General features: G+C 34.8%; 13 protein-coding genes. All 13 read right to left on the minus strand.

Annotated features, from left to right (window positions below):
- Positions 1-47: 47 nt before the first annotated feature.
- The 13 genes from ACPWTF_RS03260 to ACPWTF_RS03320 all read right to left on the minus strand — a co-directional run bounded on the left by ACPWTF_RS03260 (position 48) and on the right by ACPWTF_RS03320 (position 18681).
- Positions 48-1880 (minus strand): metallophosphoesterase, encoded by a 1833-nt coding sequence (locus tag ACPWTF_RS03260; protein WP_427874375.1) that lies wholly within the window; start codon positions 1878-1880, stop codon positions 48-50.
- A gap of 15 nt (positions 1881-1895) precedes the next feature.
- The gene (locus ACPWTF_RS03265; protein ID WP_427874376.1) at positions 1896-2669 is read right to left on the minus strand and encodes a DUF4861 family protein; all 774 of its coding nucleotides are present in this window, start codon (positions 2667-2669) and stop codon (positions 1896-1898) included.
- A gap of 397 nt (positions 2670-3066) precedes the next feature.
- Positions 3067-3633, minus strand: a complete 567-nt coding sequence (locus ACPWTF_RS03270) for a hypothetical protein (protein WP_427874377.1) — start codon at positions 3631-3633, stop codon at positions 3067-3069.
- 14 nt (positions 3634-3647) lie between these two features.
- A complete protein-coding gene (locus ACPWTF_RS03275; RefSeq protein ID WP_427874378.1) occupies positions 3648-5912 on the minus strand; it encodes a GH92 family glycosyl hydrolase in 2265 nt (754 codons plus the stop codon).
- A gap of 126 nt (positions 5913-6038) precedes the next feature.
- The gene (locus tag ACPWTF_RS03280) at positions 6039-8339 is read right to left on the minus strand and encodes a GH92 family glycosyl hydrolase (RefSeq protein WP_427874380.1); all 2301 of its coding nucleotides are present in this window, start codon (positions 8337-8339) and stop codon (positions 6039-6041) included.
- Between the two features lie 320 nt (positions 8340-8659).
- Positions 8660-9472, minus strand: a complete 813-nt coding sequence (locus ACPWTF_RS03285; protein WP_427874381.1) for a RagB/SusD family nutrient uptake outer membrane protein — start codon at positions 9470-9472, stop codon at positions 8660-8662.
- Positions 9441-10274 carry a RagB/SusD family nutrient uptake outer membrane protein gene (locus ACPWTF_RS03290; RefSeq protein ID WP_427874382.1) on the minus strand — a complete coding sequence of 278 codons (834 nt, stop codon included), beginning with the start codon at positions 10272-10274 and terminating at the stop codon, positions 9441-9443. The genes ACPWTF_RS03285 and ACPWTF_RS03290 overlap by 32 nt, the downstream gene beginning before the upstream one ends.
- Before the next feature lie 19 nt (positions 10275-10293).
- The gene (locus ACPWTF_RS03295) at positions 10294-12732 is read right to left on the minus strand and encodes a SusC/RagA family TonB-linked outer membrane protein (RefSeq protein ID WP_427874383.1); all 2439 of its coding nucleotides are present in this window, start codon (positions 12730-12732) and stop codon (positions 10294-10296) included.
- A complete protein-coding gene (locus tag ACPWTF_RS03300; protein ID WP_427874384.1) occupies positions 12716-13306 on the minus strand; it encodes a carboxypeptidase-like regulatory domain-containing protein in 591 nt (196 codons plus the stop codon). The genes ACPWTF_RS03295 and ACPWTF_RS03300 overlap by 17 nt, the downstream gene beginning before the upstream one ends.
- Before the next feature lie 278 nt (positions 13307-13584).
- Entirely contained in the window at positions 13585-15756 is a 2172-nt protein-coding gene (locus ACPWTF_RS03305) for an alpha-N-acetylglucosaminidase (RefSeq protein ID WP_427874385.1), read from the minus strand.
- Between the two features lie 1073 nt (positions 15757-16829).
- On the minus strand, positions 16830-17087 hold the full coding sequence (locus ACPWTF_RS03310) for a zinc-binding dehydrogenase (RefSeq protein WP_427874386.1): 258 nt from the start codon (positions 17085-17087) through the stop codon (positions 16830-16832).
- On the minus strand, positions 17072-17830 hold the full coding sequence (locus tag ACPWTF_RS03315) for an NADP-dependent oxidoreductase (protein WP_427874387.1): 759 nt from the start codon (positions 17828-17830) through the stop codon (positions 17072-17074). Before ACPWTF_RS03315 ends, ACPWTF_RS03310 begins: the two co-directional genes overlap by 16 nt.
- A gap of 83 nt (positions 17831-17913) precedes the next feature.
- Positions 17914-18681, minus strand: coding sequence for an SDR family oxidoreductase (locus ACPWTF_RS03320; protein ID WP_427874388.1), 768 nt, complete (start codon positions 18679-18681; stop codon positions 17914-17916).
- Positions 18682-18712: the final 31 nt, after the last annotated feature.

Genomic DNA, 18712 nt, shown 5'->3' on the forward strand with positions numbered 1-18712 from the left:
TAAATTATAAATGCAATTTAATCTTTTTGAATTAATAAATATCGGAATTATTTAACAGACAAATTATCAATTTTACTATTTTTTAAGTCAATTTTAAAATGATCTGAAGGTTGACCGAACATGATTTTAAGAAATATTTCTGCCCATAAAATCAGTTTTGCATCATTTGATTTTTTTAACTGCCTGCATACTAACTCGTATTCCTTTAATCTTTTCTTTCCAATTTCTGGAATAGCAAGTTCATCAGCGTTCTTTAATCTGTAAAAATCGAAAATCATATCAAATCCTGTCCAAGATTCAAATTCAGAAAACACAAGGGAATTTTCCTTTAAATCCTTGGTAATTTCTTTGGTGTCTTTGCCTATTTCTAGCAAATCTTTTCCTGAAAGTTTTTCTATCGACTTTAAGAAATCAGCCGGAAAATCTTCAGGTAAGAATCGCAATCGAACTAATTCTTTTAAATGCCAGTTTGTAAATGCTGCATAATCCTTTGCTTTTAAAATATCTTTATTCCAAATGTTTTTGCTATTAATTTCTTTTAAATGAGCATATTCTTGTTCGTAAAAAGGTAATAAACTATTGAATTTAGCCACTTTTCCGATGACAATCGTTTCGACCTCAAGATCTGAATCCGAATGAATCGTCAAGATTTTATAAGCTGGCATATAAGCCGCAAGCGATGGTGTCTGAATATTGAAAAGCGTATTCCCTTTTGCTGTCGTTCGAATGCCTGTATCGTTAATGTGCATGTGTCCGCCAAAATGAACCTGAATTCCAGCATCTGCAAATTGTTGCGCCACTTCTTCACTTGGAACCCTTGACAACTGCATTTTATTAGCACCAAAAAGCTGTTCTAGTTCTGATGAAGCATTATTATTATTAAATTCAACCAGTGGATAATGACTGAAAGCAATCAGAATTTTTCCTCTTTGTTTGGCTTCTGAGGCAACTTTTTTTACCCAATTAATTAAATGGCTTTTGTAAATTAGAACATTATTGTAACCTATATTAGCTCCTGAAAAATCATTTGGATTATTGGACTGACCCGATAATTTCTCATTCGGAACATATGCATTGGCATCAATAGCCAAAAGCCAAATTCCATTTACTGGCTCGACCAAATAACTGGCATCCGGCAAAGACAAATTGGTGTTTTTAATGAGGTACTTTCTTTTTTCTAAAACAGATTCGTTTTGAGCTTTTTCGAAATTATATTGTTCATAGGTATAATCAGAAAATGGTGTTTCCCAATATAAATCGGTCTTTTTTGGAAAAAAACCAAAATCGCGCATTTCTTGAATTGTTTCTTTGTAACCCCAATTTTTAATATCGGCTGTTATAATGGGCTCGAGCTCACTTTTGCTTTTGCTAAAATTATTTGGAGAACTGCTGATAATCTGTTCCTTTCCATCTTTTCCTAGAAAATCGGTTTTGACAGCATCTTGAGCAAACGGCTTTACTACATCATGATTTCCTGTGGTCACAAAAAACGAAATGCCATATTTCTGGGAATATTCATTAAGAATTTTTCTCAATCCGCGAACGTGGACAGGCTGTCCGTCATCGCTAAAATCGCCTGGAAGCACTACTTGTTTAATGCCTCTTTTTACAATGTCATTTAAGGCTTCTAAAAAAGCAAAATAGTTTTCGTTGAAAATTCGTGTAGAATGCAATTGCGCATTCATAGTTCTGATATTAGCATATTCGCCCGTTACCGGATTTTGAATGCCTTTATAGTCGCTGTCTTCAAATTTGGCGTAAATATCCTGTAAATGAGCATCGGCTATAAAAGCAATTTGAACTTCTTTTTTAAAAGTCTGCTGTGATTTGCAGGAATTTAAAGAAAGTAATATTACTAATATAGCCGATATTCTAAACATGTATTTTGTATGCGTTTATTTTTTAATATATGCCTCCAATTTATCTAAAGTGTTTAATTCTGTTTCTCTCGCACTCGAAGATATAATTGAAGTCTCTAAAGTTTTTGCAGGTTTTGAAATCAATAAATATTGTGTTCCGTCGTCTGTAGTTTTTTCATAATCTTTTGGATTATACATAATTGCTGCACCAATTTCTACAATTTCTGCTGCTACGTCTTCTGGGTGTTTTCCCCAAACTGCGATATAATTAGACCCTTTTTTAGTTCCAAAATCTTTAAAATAATTGATTCCAGTTGCAAATTGCACTTTTTCTCCAGTTAAAGAAACCGCTTCTACTTTTGCTTCTCTTTTTCCAGAAAACACCGTAACACGAACTAAAATGTCAACTTTTTTTCCTTTATATGGAACACCTCTCGAAATCATTTCCATCCAAGAAGTTGTATCTGTTTTGCCCACGCGCGCTAAACGATTTGTCACTGGATTTAAAGGAACTAATTTATCTCCGTCCCAAAGCTTAACACCGCCTAATCCTACAGTTGACGCCACTTTATAATAATCGGCTCCCCATCCTTCTTTTTGTTGTTGCGGTGTTGGGTACCAATTTGCTTTTCTCAATTCTAAACCTGGTTTCGCTTTAGAATAAACGTCAATTGCTACTTTGTCGCTGAAATAAATTCGCAATGCCATCCATTCGTTTTCAACTGCTGAACCGTGATGACCAATTGTTTTATATAAATCTCCTGATTCTGAGCCAATATCTGTTAAATAAGTAATTTTATCAGACTTCATATACAAACTGGTATCTGTATTATTTTGTCCGAAACAAATGCAGCAAAAAAGTAAAGAGGTTAAGATAGATAATTTCATAATTGATAAAAATAAAGTTTAAGTGTAATTCCTGTAAATTTAAAAACAACTTTCAACAATTTACCAAGAATTTTGCCTAATGTTCTGAAATTATCATTTTATACTGAAAATGTGATTTTTTTTAAATTGATATCTTCCTTTTCTTTATCTGCAAAAACTTTGCTTATAATTATCTTTAACACCTAGAAACATAGATTTAAATGCTTTTAAATGGCGTTTCACTTGCGATAATGCACATAGCTATGTGTAAAAACTGGTTTTTCTGAAAAACTCTCTTTTAGACAAACCTATGTTTCTATGTGTTTATGATAAATCCATATTACCTATCTGTTACTTTTACTAAGGTCGGATTTATCCCTAACGGATTCTTGATGATTTTACAAATTAGAGGGAACTCGGGATTTTTGATAATCCACATTTCCGTTTCATCAATCTGAGCAATCACATGTAACGTTTCCATCGTTTTTCCGTCAATTGAAACACTATTTTTATCTTCGCTTTTATCTAAAATGTAAGTCGTATTATTATAAACAAACGAACCTTTCTTTAATAAATCTTGATAAGCCGATCTAGAAATCATAAAAAAAGTTTCACTTGGTTTTAAGTTTAAGACTGGAGCGTATTCTCCTTGATTGAAACTCAATTCTGTCCCATTCTTTATCGCTTCTGGAAGCATTACAATACTACTTTTTACACCTCTCGTCTCCAGTTTAAAAGTTAGTCCATCACCAACGGTTTGAGCTGTCAAAGTCAAAGTCCTAGTCTGGCCGTGAAGCTTGCAGACATAATTAAGTTCTGTATTATTCTTAATTGTTGGTACGTAATTCTGTGCTGTTCCATTCTGATAAACAATGCAGAAAAGAAACATTAAAATCATATTTTTCATTTTGCTTATCCTTTTTATTTTTTTGGCGGTAAAATCACGGTTCCCCAAGCTGAAGGTTTAGAATCCATTTCTAAAATCAATTCTCCACCATTATTGATATCATCATGTATAATCCACGCTTTATCATACGGTTTTCCATTCAAAAGCGCTGATTTTATATATATGTTTTTATCACTCATTTTTTTAGTAGTGATTTTAAAACTTTTACCGTTTTCTAATTTTACAACTGTTTCTTTTATGAAAGGTGTATTAATCAAATAATAAGGCTGCCCAGCATTTGGATATAATCCCATCATATGAAAAGCAAGCCAAGAAGACATTGCACCAGAATCATCATTTCCTGGTAAACCTTCTCGTGAAGTATTGAAACTTCTTTTTATAATTGCTCTGATTCTATCGCTGCTTAAATAGGGCTTGCCAATCCAGTGATATAAACACGGAGTCAAAAATGAAGGTTCGTTGGCAACATTATACAGTTCTGAATCAAAGAAAGTATTCAATCTGCTCTCAAAGGCTTTTTCTCCTCCAGATTTTTTTACCAATTCTGGCACATCATGCGGAATGCTTAATGAATATTCCCATGAATTTCCTTCGTAAAAGAAAACGCACCAATGGCATACATACCAAGGAGACTCAATGATTACAGGTGTATATTTGAAAGTTGGCTTTTGGATTTTTGACTCTCCGAAAACAACATCATCTAGCCATTTTCCATCTTTATCTTTCGGCATGATAAATCCTTTTGCACCATTATTTTCGTAGTCTCCTCTCCACAAATTTTGCCAGCTGTCGGCTTGTTTTATGTATCTTTCATAAAGATCTGTTTTGCCAAGTCCTCTTGCCACGATTGCAATATTATAATCGTTATAGGCATAATCAATAGTTCGATTTCCTGCGCGGTCGGTGCCATACGGAACGTATCCTAATTTTAGGTAATCTATAAGTCCGCCTCTGCCTTCTCTTTCTTCATTTCCTCCTGGTGGCACTTCAGCATCTTTTAACATAGCTTGCAAAGCCAATTCGTAATCTATTCCTTTTAAATTTTTCACAAAAGCATCTGCAATTACAACTTCAGAATTTGATCCTCCTTGTGTTCTTCCGTTATCGTTTCCACTTCTACCCTCAGGAAGATAACCTTCACGCTTGTAAATATTTAGCATGGCATTAATTATTTCCACTTTTCGTTTAGAATCAATTAAAGTGATTAGAGGACTTGACGTTCTAAAAGTATCCCAGATGGTATAAAAATCATCATAATACGGCTCGTCATTTGTCCATAATGGGTTTTCCCCAGTTCGGTTCACAGGCATAATCATGGTGTGATACAAACCTGTATAGAACATTTTCTTATAGTCTTCTGATGTATCTTTAGAAAGCTGGATTCTGCTTAGCAGGTTTTCCCATTTGCTTTCTAAAGTCTTTAAAACCTCATCGAAATTCCAATGCGGAACTTCCATTTCTATATTATTTTTTGCTTTTAATTCACTTAAAAATGAAATTCCTATTTTGACTTTCAGTTCTTCTTTCCCATTTCCGAAAGAGAGCAGAGCTGCAGTCTTTTTTCCTGAATCAAACTGCGCTTTGTCATTATAAAATTTTCCGTCTTTAAAAGTGACATATTTTGCTATCGGCTGGTCAAAAACTGCCCAGAAATAAACGGTATAAGCACGTCCATTGTTCCAGCCTCCTCGAATTCTGCTGTAACCTCTGACTTCTGTTTCTGAAACGACTTCAATCTGAGAACCTACAAACTGCTGCGCTTCTCTCGCCTCTGGAATCTTTTCTTCTCCAAGAAAAAATCCTGGATCGATTTTTAATTCTCTTGATTTGTTTTTAGGGTAAGTAAAACGGTAAAAAGATACTTTCTCTCCTGTCGTAATCTCTGTTTTAATATTATTTTCTTTAAAAACCGTTTCATAATAACCCAGTTTTACATTTTCCTCGGTTCTGAATGAAGTCTGATCCATTTTATCCAAAGCTCCTGAAAACGGCATAATTTGGATGTTTCCATATTTTGGACCTCCGCCTGTTCCGCTTACGTGAACCTGACTGAATCCTGTTACTTCTTTTGGCATTGGAAGCCAACCACTATTGGGACTCGAAGTACAATCTGGACTTGGTTTCACCATTCCATACGGACATGACGGCCCGATAAAAACTCTACCAACTCCTTCTGAACCTATCATTGGGTCAACATATTGGTGTACAGTTTGAGCATTTAGGGCTATTGTAAACAAAAATGATATTCCTAAAAGTATATTTTTACCAGATATTTTCATTATTTATTTTATTTCTTTAAGAACTACGAACTCTTTTTTTTGCCACAGATTTCACAGATTATTTGGATTATTTTTTAAATCATTTTAATCTTTAAATCTGTGGCAAAAAAAACTTATTGCAAATATTTACTTAGACATTTCTAAAATCAATTCACCTCCATTAGTAATTTCTTTATGCGAAAGTGTAAAATCTTTTACAGCTTTATTGTTGTATTTAATGTCTTTTATATACACATTTTCAGGATTGTTGTTATTAGCTTTTATTACGAATGTTTTTCCTGAATAATATTTCGGATTTAAGTTTATTGTTATTTTATTGAATATCGGACTTCCTATTTGATAAACAGCATCTTTATCTGTTCCTCCATTCATTTGAAATATACCTAATTTTAGCAAAACATTCAAACTTCCCATTAATCCTTGATCTTCATCACCGTTATAACCAGTTGATGGAGACAATCCGCTGAAGGTTTCTTTAACTACATTTCTCGTCCAATACTGGGTTAAGTCTGGTCTTCCTAAAACGATAAAAATGTTTGAAGTCTGCATGGAAGGCTGATTTCCAAAATTTATCGGAATTCGGCTAAACTCTGGATGCAATTCGGCATCGTGAGATGTGCCAGAGGTATAATTTTGCTTTTTAGCCGTTTCAAATTGCTGATTTAATTTTGTAACGGCTTTTTCTCTTCCTCCCATTAAATTCGCTAAACCTTCAATATCATGCGGTACAAACCATGTTGACTGTGCTCCGTTTGACTCAATAAATCCGTTTTCATATTGATAGGGATCATAATTTTCCCTCCATTTTCCATCTACATTTTTTGGGCGCATCCATCCAATGGTTTGATCAAAAACATTTTGATAGTTTTTTGACCTTTTCATGAAATAATTATAATCTTCTTCATGGTTTAATTTTTTCGCCAATTGTGCCAAAGTCCAATCTTGATAAGCATATTCTAAAGTCTGGCTGGCTCCGTCTTCATGGCTTCCAAAATTGCCTTCTGGAAGCGGATACGGAACATATCCTTTTTCTAAGTAATATTTTAACCCCCCTCCAATATTGGTTTTGTGCTCATAACCGGCTTTTGACATAATTCCGTCTGTCATATGCCCTTTTTTAAGCGCAACATAAATGTCTTCCAAATCTTCTTTTACAATTCCTTTTTGAATGGCGCTTACAATAAAAGGTGTTGCCGAAGCTCCTGTCATTACATAGGTGTCATTTCCTCCCGATGGCTCGCGCGGAATAGAACCGCCATCTTTGTAATACTGCATTAACGAATACACAAATTCTTCCATAATTTCAGGATATACCAATCCCCAAAGATTATTGATTGTCCATTGTGCACCCCAAAAAGCATCAGAATTATAGTGATTGAACTTAGGTTTTCCATTTGCGTTTAAGGGCAAGTGCCCTACCCTGAATTTTTCCCCTGTATTGTCAGGGTAAGATCCATTTGCATCACTGATCATTTTTCTCCCTTGCAGAGCATGCCATAGATCAGTGTAAAATCTTCTTTGTTCGGTTTCTGATCCGCCTTCTATTTTTATTCTTCCCAACAAATTACTCCATTCGTTTCTGGAATCTTCAACCGTTTTACTAAAATCCCAATGGGTTAATTCGGTTTCAATATTGTTATTAGCATTTTCAATTGACGTGTACGAAATACCAACTTTCATCAGAACTCGGGAATTCTTTCCATTAAAATTGACTAAATAATTGCCTGTTGCATTATCTTTTTCGACAGAAGCAATAGGCTGATTTGTTTTGACTTTAAAGAAAACCGTCAATGGTTTAGGGCGTCTAAAATTGGTACTTAAAACTAATGATCCTGAAAGTTCATAATCATTGTTTTTTTCTAATTTTCCTTCGAAATTGTCACAAGGCCCTAAAATAGTGTTCAGATTAAAAAGTATTGCTTTTTGTGCTTTTTTAGGAAAAGTATATTGATGAAACCCGACTCTAGGCGTACTGCTCAATTCTGCTTTTATCTCATATCTGTCTAATAGTAACGAATGATATCCTGGTGTAATGATTTCGGTTTGATGGCTGAATTTGGAATAAAAATCTTTGAAAACAGTACTTTTATTAGCTTCCGAAATTGTTACTGGCATTATAGACACTCCTGATAATTGCCATTCGTGAACATGGCTGAAACCTTTAACTGTATCTGTAGTATATTTATAACCGCCTCCCCAATCGCCTTTAATCTCTGTGTCGGGATTTAAATTAACCATACCAAACGGACGGCTTGCTGATGAAAAGTAAAACCATCTTGAATTTTCGGTGTCCAACAACGGGTAAACCATATCTGATAATTTTTTCTTTTGTAAAGAAATGGTTTGTTGCGCATTGCACGACACTAAAAAAATAAGGGTTAAACTTATGGCAATATGTCCTATTTTATATATTTTATTCAGTTCCATTATGCTTTTTGTATTGATGGGGACAAGATTAGGCAACGATTTTTTGTGGTAATTAAATTGAAGACCTTGCAAGATTTAACCAAGAATTATCGGGTTAAATATTCTAAAATAAAAAGAATGGCACAAAGCTTAATCTTTCATTGATTTTCAATAACCGCATTCGATTAAACTTTGTATGCATTCAAAAAATGAAAACTAAAACTAATGATTGAGCAACTAACCAATCTGTTTTCTTTTTTATTAAAAAGGAGAAGATTTTTTAGGTTCTTCCCCTTTTCAAACTAAAACTTGCTACCATGAGCACTTAACTAACTTTATGTTTAATATCCATCGTTTTGTATTAGAGCTGGATTTAAAACCATTGCATTGGTTGGAATTGGGAAAACACGACGATAAGTATCAGTATTTGTTTTGTAGCCCCAAGATCCTTCATATTTTCCAAAACGGATCATATCATTTCTATGCCATGCTTCCCAAGTAAATTCACGGCTTCTTTCTTTGTAAAGTTCTTCTAAAGTTACTCCGCTTAAAATTGCAGATGTTGTACGGTTAGAACGAACCATGTTTACTAATGCATCTGCACTTTGTCCTAAGGTTACAGCTCCTCCACGAAGAATTGACTCCGCTTTCATTAAAAGTATATCTGAATAACGCAAGAAAGGAACGTCGTTCTTTTGGTTACGATTTGTTGAAGTCGCGTCTGGATAGAATTTAATATTTCTATATCCCATGTTCCATGCGATTTCGTCATTTCCAAGATCAAATAAAGCTTCACTTTGACGAGGTATAATAGCTGGTGTCAAATTTACTTGATAAGTATAGCTTGCTCCTCCATCAGATCCTGTATAAAACTGGTCGTATCCTTTTTTAGTTGTCGTCACCATAACAGGAGTAACACCGTCATTCATATATTGAAGACCTGTTAACCATTGTTTGTTACGAATATCATTAGCATCATTAAAATAAGCATAGAATTCTGGCAGCGTACTTCTAGGTGCACTTGGCGTAAAAGGAAGACCGAACTTAGCTCTTTCAGAACGTGGCACATCATAACGTGCGTGATACATTTGTCCGTTGTAACCAACTGTAACAGCTGCTGGATCATAAGGAACAGCAAAAATGAATTCTTTCATCTGCGGTTCCGTTATTTGGATAAAACATTTGAAGATAAGTCGCTCTTGGTTCAACAGAATACAATCCAGAATTAATAACTTCATCACAAGCCGCAATACAATCTGTATAACGTGCTGTTGCTGTATATACCTCAGCATTCAGATATAATTTGGCCAACATTGCATTTGCAGTTTGTCTGTTTGGTCTTCCATAAGTAGTAACTCCAGACGCTGGATTTAAATTAGGAATAGCGCTTTTTAATTCTTTTTCGATAAAATTGAAAACTTCTTTTCTCGGTGTTTTAGCCTTAGAAGTAAAATCTCCATATAAAGTATCCAAAGGCACATCTCCGTAACTGTCCATTAACATGAAATAAGAAATCGCGCGCATTGTTTTAATCTCTGAAATCAGCGTTTTTTTCTCCGCCCCTTCTGGCATTGTCTGTCTTAAAATTGATATCGTCTGATTGCTTGTTCCAATTACTTTAGACGACCAATCCCAAAGACTTCCTATGATTCCGTTGTCAGCATTCCAATCGTGGTAATGCATAGCAATGTAGTTTCTATTATCAAACCAGTTTCCTCCTCTTGCAGGCAAAATAGCTTCATCTGTTGATAAAGATTGTGACCACCACCAAGCAAATGAGAATTCACCTCTGAAAGCTACGTAAACTGGGCCTGTAGCCTGAATATATTGTGTTGAGTTTTGAGGAAATACTTCAGGTGTCAATTGTGTTGTAATAGGCACCTCTAGATCATCACAAGACCATACCATACCAGCTAAAAGTACTGGAAGCCCTAAATATTTTAATATCTTTTTCATAATTTTTAGCATTAAGTTTTTAGAAGATCACATTTAAACCGAACAAATATGTTCTTGTTTTTGGATAGAAGTTATTTGAATCTACACCTGGAGCTGTTCCTCCTTGTTCTACCTCTGGATCAATTCCTGTGTATTTGGTAATCACAAATACATTGTTGATCGTATGGTAAAGACGAACACTGCTTATGTATCTTCCTACTTTACCAAAATTGTACCCTAGAGTCATGTTGTCTAATCTTATGTAACTGCCGTCTTCTATAAAACGATCTGAATATTTATAAGCGTTTAAGTCATTTGGAGATTCTTGTCCTGCATCAACCAATATATTAGTAGTCATTGCAGTGCTTGGTCTAAATAAATCGGCACGAGTTGCATTAAAAATTTTATTTCCAAAAACACCTCTGAAGAAAATATTCAAATCAAATTTTTTGTATTGGAAAGTATTCGCCCATCCCATTAATAATTTTGGCTGTGCATCTCCTGCATAATGATAATCTACTCCAATTTGCGGTGCAGTAGTCAAGTCTCCATTTTTATCATAATACTGCGAAACCCCATTAGCATTTTTTCCTGCATATTTCAGAGTAAAGAATTGACCAAGAGGTTTTCCTTCTTTAAAAATCTGTAAAGTACTTCCTGTTTGTCCGCCTCCATCTGGCTGTACTCTACGAATAGAATCTCCTCCAACAAAAAATGGACTAGTTAATTTAACAATCTCATTTTTATTATGAGCCAAATTCAGGTTTGTATTCCATGTGAAATTTGCTGTTTTTACTGGAGTAGAATTTAAACTCAACTCGATACCTTTGTTAGACATTGTTCCTCCGTTGGCTACAATAGTTCCTACTGGCACCAATACTGGATTAACATTATAGTTGAAGATCATATCTGTTGTTTTCTTGTTGTAAACATCAACAAATCCAGATAGTTTTCCTTTTAAGATTGTGAAATCAAGACCGATATTTCCTGTAGCTGTTTTTTCCCATTTCAAATCAGGATTTGCAGCCTGGTTAGGTTCATAAGCTCCAATCTGTTGTCCGTTGTAATAGAAAGTTCCTAAACTTCCAGATATAAATTGAGCCGTGTAAGCATTAAATCCAGAAGAGTTTCCTGTGATTCCCCAGCTTCCTCTTAATTTTAAATCGCTAAAGAAACTTTGATTTTTCATAAAACCTTCTTTATCCAATCTCCATGCTCCCCCTACAGATGGAAAATACCCCCATTGGTTATTCTCTCCAAACATAGATCCTCCATCTCTTCTAAGGGATCCTTGTAAAAGATATTTGTCTTTATAATTATAGTTTAAACGACCAAAGTAAGAGATCAAACGAGTTTTTTGATACGCTTTACTATCGCCAAAATTTACAACATAACCATTAACCGAAGTATAATTGCTTAAAGCTAAATTGTTATACCCAACATTGTCTACAGGAAAGTTTGTCGTTGTAGCTTGAAAACCGTCTCCTAAAGTATTTTCCTGCCATGAATAACCTAAAACTGCTTTTATTTTATGCTCTCCAAATGTTTTATCCCAAGTAAAGAAACTTTCGATAATGTTGTTTCTAGTTTCGTAAGCATTTCTTAATGCTGAACCATTTACCCCAAAGTTAACCAATGTTTTTGTCAAAGGCGGATCTGGATTGTTGTAAAAGTTGGCACTATTGTATTGTGAATAATAACTATCATAAAACTCTCCATGAGACGCCGTTAATCTTTGATGCGCTAAATTCAAATTATAAGTGATTCCAAACGGAAGTTTTACCTCTGTAGTAAGATTTCCTACCAAGTTATCCGTTTTAGTCTCATCAGTACCATGCTCAATTAAAGCTACTGGGTTAAAATATCCCGTACTCACAAAATTTTCAAAAAAAGTTCCGTCAGGATTTCTTACTGGAGAAATCGGAAGGTAACTTGCTGCTTGCAAAAGTACCGTGTTACGTTGTGGTACATTTTGGTATTTTGTAGTAGAGTTAGTTACGTTTAAACCAAATTTAACTTTGTCATCAAAAGCAAATTGTTCAACAGACAAACGAGCAATAATACGAGAGAAATTACTTTTTAACATTACCCCTTCTTTATTAATCGAAGTAATACTTGCTGTATAATTTCCATGTTCTCCACCACCACTCATAGATAAGTTATGGCTACTTGATGCTGCACGTCCTTGTCTTAAAATTTCTTTTTGCCAGTTCGTGTTAGCTCCTTTATCATTCTCTGGCGTAAAGTTCAAATTATTTCTAGTTGTAAAATCTCTTAACTGATCTGCATTCATCATATCCAGATTATTTGAAACTTCTTCTAAACCAAAATATCCATTGTATGCTATTTGCGTTCTGCCTTTACTTCCTTTTTTTGTTGTCACCATGATAACCCCATTTGCAGCACGGTTACCATAAATTGCCGTTGCAGCGGCATCTTTCAAGACATCAATAGTTGCAATGTCATCTGGTGCAATCACAGAGATATCTACACCAGGAATACCGTCGATTACATAAAATGGTCACTTGCGAACTATTTAATGTTGAAGCTCCACGCAAAACTACAGAAGCTGTTTTTGTAGGGTCACCGCTTGAAGAAATATTCAAACCAGAAACTTTACCCTGTAAAAGCTGTCCCACATCGCTAATTGCTCCTCTGTTCAAATCTTCAGCTTTAACAGAAGAAACAGCAGTTGTTAAGTTTTTACGAGATCCTTTACCATAACCTACTACAACTACTTGTTCTAAGTTGGTTGTGGTAGACTGTAATTTTATCGAATAATTTGTTTTTGTCCCATCTAATTTTAAAGTCTGATCTTCAAATCCAATAAAAGAAAATACCAATATTGCATTTTTGTTTGAAGCCGTAAATTTAAATTTTCCGTCAAAATCTGTTGTTACAGTATTAGTTGTACCTTTCTCAAGTACATTCGCAGCTGGTAGAGGAAGACCTTTGTCATCTAATACCACACCAGACACTTCTGTTTTTTGTGCCCAGGTATTAATTGAGAAGCCAAAGAAGAAGGCTAATAATAAAAGTTTAAGTTTTTCCATTGTGATATTTGGTTAATTGGTTAAATAGTGTTGACGAAATTAGTGCTAATGAAATGTTAAGAAATGGACAAGTTATTCATAAACATGGATAATTTCTATAAAGTCAATGATAGTAAGCCTTTGCAAAGTTTTTTTTCGAAAATTATATCATTAAAAACTTACTAATAAAACGTTTTCGGGAATTTTCTTTTTCATATAGATGGTTTGGTTTTAAGTTATTTTATAAATATTAAGTTAAATTATGTTTATATACGAAGTAATTATAATCGTTGGATATTTTATTTGCTTTCTGTCCAATTAATTTCCCAATTTTTAATTGATTCTCTTTCTTTATTTTCATCAAAAGGAGTGTTGTCAACTGATGCTTTTCTTAAAGCTTCTAAAAACATTTTCCATCTTGGCCAGTAAAATCCTTTATACATTCCTTTCCATGATCTCGAAGCATAATCATTAAGATGTCCTTCTCCTCCCCAAAGCGTAATTAATGTTTTGGCATTCTTTACATATAATGAGGACACTTCTGGAGAACTTCCATAATCTGAAGCCGATTTAACCCATTGGTCTAAACTGTTTAATGGCTGGCCTGCCATTATTTTATCAATATCCAATGCTTGTTTTTCTATCTTTTTAAATAATTGATCTCCTTTTTCAATATTTTTCTGCTGATAGGCTTTTACACATTCCATTAAATCCTCATCTATACATAATGAATAATAATGTCTTGAAACATCGATTAAATCATATTGGACAAAATCTTTTTGATCATACTTTTTAGCTTCTTTACTTAAAAGATCCAAAGCTTCTTTCAATTTTTTCTTATCGCCAGGATTTCCTTTGAATTCTGTAATTGTAGCAGTTGGACGTTTAAATAACAAATACGCTCCTGCTCTATCATTCCACCAGCGAGTTTCCCAGTATTTTACATTGTAAACCGACTCCAATAATAATTTCCAGGCTTGAAAAACAGATTCTGAAACTGTCCCACCGTACCTTGCATTTAAATATTTTGTCAGCCAATCGTTTATAGGCTGTTCTCCTTTGCTCCATGCAAGATCATATATGTATTCGTAAACAATTGAATTATTATTTAAACCCTCAGGCATTGCTCCATAGCCGACAATATTTCCTTTGTGTGGATTTTTCAATAAACTTGTCAACTCTTCTTTGTAAAAATTCAGATCTCCGTACACAGGATTCAATCCTCCATAGTTATGCACATAACCGTACGTCCATTGTTTTCCATAAAAAGCTTCCTGATTTTCCCACACTTTATATCTGTCGTTGGCATAATCTTGAACCATCACTTTTTCATTCGGAACTTTACTTAAAAAAGCCTTTGTAGCTTCTTTTGTCCAAAATTCTTTATTGTCTCCAAAAAGCCAACCTTGCATAACCCAGACTGCGCCCGGAGCTGCTTCATTAATCGTTTCATAAACAGCGCTTCCGTAGTTGGAAAGTTCTTCATATTTATTCTGTTCCGAAACTGGAGGTTCGATTTCATTGAAAGAATCTGCCAGATAAAAATCAGACTTTCCGTATATTTTGGTGTAAATTTCAATAAAACGTTTCCCTATCTTTTTGAATAGTGGATCTTTTGAATCTAGTAGAAAAGTACTGGCAAAACCTCCTCCTGACCATGACTTGAGTTCTGTTATCTTAGCTTCAGGATGTTTTTCGGCGAAAGCCTTAGGTACATAACCGCTAAAAGCAGGCACAACAGGATGCATATCTAATGCTCGCATTCTTTCTAAGATTTTCTTTTGAAGTTCTTCTTTTTTCAAAAACCATTCTTGAGGAAGCGGCACTTCAAGACTATTGATATTTCCCATACGCTGCCATGGCAAAAATGCTGGTCCCGCAAAATGTGCTTCTAATTGCGAATTGGTTAAGCCATATTCTTTCCATAATTCCTGCCATACTGCTTCTTGCCCTTCCATAGCAGTTGGAAGATTAATTCCGTGCAAAGCCATCCAATCAATTTCCTGTTCCCAGCGTTTCCAATCCCACCAAGGTGTTGTGTAGCCGAAAGTACAGGCATTTAGATATTCTCTGTATTCAAAAGGTGTATTTCCTTTTTTACTATATTTTGGCCAAACTTTAGGAAGAGCCACTCTATTCCCTTCCCAACTTGCTAAAGCAGCTCCAATATCGCGAAGAAAATTATAAGCCGCGTAACAGATTGCAGTATTGTTTGACCCTTTAATTTTTACAACATTGTTTGTAGTTTTGATTTCAAACCAATCTGCTTGATTATTTTTACTTTTAACCAAGCTCAACTGAAAATCGGCTGCACGGTTGCCTACTAATCTTTCTATTACCTCAAAAGCACTTCTTGTATTTTCATTGTTTTGGGAATACCCCTTAACGACACAAAAAAACAACAGAATAAAAATCGATATAACATTCTTTAAAGAACTTTTTCTCTTTATGCTAAAATTCTCTCTTTTCATATAAATAGTATATTTATTAAATTATATTAACTGACTTTGAACAAAAAATAAGGGAGAATAAATAGATCATTAATCTCCCTTTGAAATAAAAACAAACAAAAAATTTATTAATTAACCAACAATCTTATTTAACAAACTCAAAGAAGCAATTGTATCTTCTATAGAAAATAAAATTATAGAGAATGTTTTTTTTCAGGATGGATTAATCAATCAAAAATATAGACATATTCTTTCGGAAGGTTTGAAAGATTTCAAAATCCTTGTGCAATTTACTTTGAACAAGAGTTTGCAATAGCATATTATTTATCCTATCGGCAAAAAAAGATGTTTTTACACTAACTTTTTAGCATAAAATTGCCGATAACAGAATCATGTCGCTTATTTATTTTTCAAAGAGTGCCCAGCCAACAATATATACCATCAGTAATAGATGAATAGTTGAACCTATTTATTACAGAGGATTTGAGGAATAGAAGAATGCAAAGGAATATTTCATGGTATCCATGCTCAAAAGAAATACAATCAACACTTAATTATTTCGAGAGAGAATACAGGTAAAATAAACAGGACAAAACAATAACTTTAATAAAAAAGTCATTAAATTTCCAGCAAAGAGAATTAGAGCATCAAAAAACACTTCAATAAATTAAAAATCAAGACATTACACACCAAAAACTAAGTAGTTTTATTTTTATGGCAAAATCGTGGCACTATAGTTTTTTATAAAATAAAAATGCAGGAAATAAGCGGTTTCAAACCTTAGGTTCGAATCCTGCTCTCCCCACAAAAGTCCTAATTAATGGTTAGGACTTTTTTTTCCTAAAAAAACAAAACCTACAAATCCTAAAATTTGTAGGCTTTTCTATTTTACACTGCTTTTCATATTTTTTAAACCCGAACAAAATTTCTGTGGCAAATCGTGACACTTTTAAGTTGGAATTCCCTCCAAAAGTCCCACAAAAAGTTGAAGACGGCTTTTAAATATTAGAAAAACGTCGGTGCACCATTCCAATATCATCATTTTCGGCTAGAGTTACCGGCTCATAATTAAAATCGGGCGTTAAACAGGATGCTTATTTTACCTGCACCACTACTTTTCCTCTGGCTCTTCCGCTGTTCACATAATCAAAAGCCTGATTCATTTCCTCAAATCGGTAAACCTTGTCCAATACTGGCTTTATAACTCCCTGTTCCACCAGCTTGGTAATTTCGGATAATTGCTGTCCGTTGGCTTTCATAAATAAAAAGGAATAACCAACCCCTAATTTTTCTGCCTGTCTTCGTACTTTTCTGCTGATAAAGCCTATGATCAGTTTCAATAGCCATGGCATACCCATTTCATTGGCAAAAGCAGGATTTGGCGAACTGAAATAGAGACCACTTTACCGCCCGGTCTCAAAATGCGAAGGGATTTTTCCAAGGTCTTACTATCCTGGCTGTTGAGCACCAAGTCGTAATCTTTCAGCTGATTCTCAAAATCCTGAGTTCTGTAATCAATCGCTACATCTGCACCAAGATTTTTGACCAGTTCAAAATTACCTCTGCTCGCAGTGGTTGCAACCGTAGCGCCCAGATGTTTTGCCAGCTGAATGGCAATCGTGCCCACACCGCCTGAACCAGCCTGAATAAAAACTTTTTGTCCCTTTGTAAAATGTGCTTTTTCCATAAAAGCCTGCCAGACCGTCAACGCGACTAAGGGTAGAGACGCTGCTTCATTCATGGAAATGTTTTTCGGCTTCAGGGCAACATCTGCCTGATCAACCGCTATAAATTCAGCAAATCCGCCGATATGGTAATCAGAAGGACGGCTGTACACTTCATCTCCTACTTTAAAACGTTTTACATCAACCCCAACCTCAATCACAACGCCTGCCACATCGTGACCTAAAACTAAGGGCATCTGGTATTTGAGCATCATTTTAAACTCCCCGCTTTTAATTTTGGCGTCGAGCTGATTAATTCCTGCGGCATGAATTTCTATCAAAACCTCATTTGGTTTTATAGCAGGCCTGTCTACTTCGCTCAGCTTTAAAAGGTCTTTTTTGCTGTAGCGGCTAATAGTGTATGCTTTCATTATATTTAATTTTTTTTAAAATTATGGCTGCATGCTTGAAAGACTAATCTATTAAAAAATGAGTTACATAACATGCAATATGATTAAGACAGTAATAGCCTATCTGCCTTCTTTTTATTTACAAGCCCATAGGCTAGATTTGGAAACAGCCTATTGATAAGGTAAACCGCTTTGCTGTCACCAACCCGAATGGTGAGCGTATTTTTCTTAATGCCTTTAATCAAACCCTCTACCAATTCCTTAGGGCTGATTTTTTTATCGTCTCTGCCAGCCACCATCTCGGTATCCACTAGAGGCGGCAGCAGTTCAAAAACTTTCACTTTGCTGTTGATTACCTGCAGATGCCTGCGCAGTGAAACCGTATAAAATGCCAATGCCGCTTTTGATGAACTATAGGTGGCTTCGGCTGCTGAAGGAACAATACTCAATATGGATGTCGTGTGAATGATAGCTGCTTCTGATCTGCTTTTGAGCATACTCATAAAAAGATTATTGAGCCTGATGACGCCAAAGTAATTCACATCCATTTCATACACTGCACCTTGCAGATGTTTTTTATCCGGAATTCCTAAATTCGCAGGCGGAACCCCTACACCGGCATTATGGTACAAAATATCGATGCCTCCTAAAGCTACTATTTCGTCATACAGATTTTTTGCATCAGTTTCATCTGCCGCATCACTTTGGATGGCTTTAATTAAGGGATAACGTTTTGACACTTCATCCAACTTTGATTGATTTCTTCCTGTAACAATCACTCTGGCACCAGCGTCCAGAAACTGTCTTGCAGCTTCCAATCCTATACCAGATGCTCCTCCAGTGATCAGAATAGTTTTATTTTGAATATTCATTTTGATACGTTTAATGGCTTAAAAAGTGGAT

Source organism: Flavobacterium sp. MMS24-S5 (assembly GCF_050320125.1).
GTDB lineage: Bacteria > Bacteroidota > Bacteroidia > Flavobacteriales > Flavobacteriaceae > Flavobacterium > Flavobacterium tyrosinilyticum.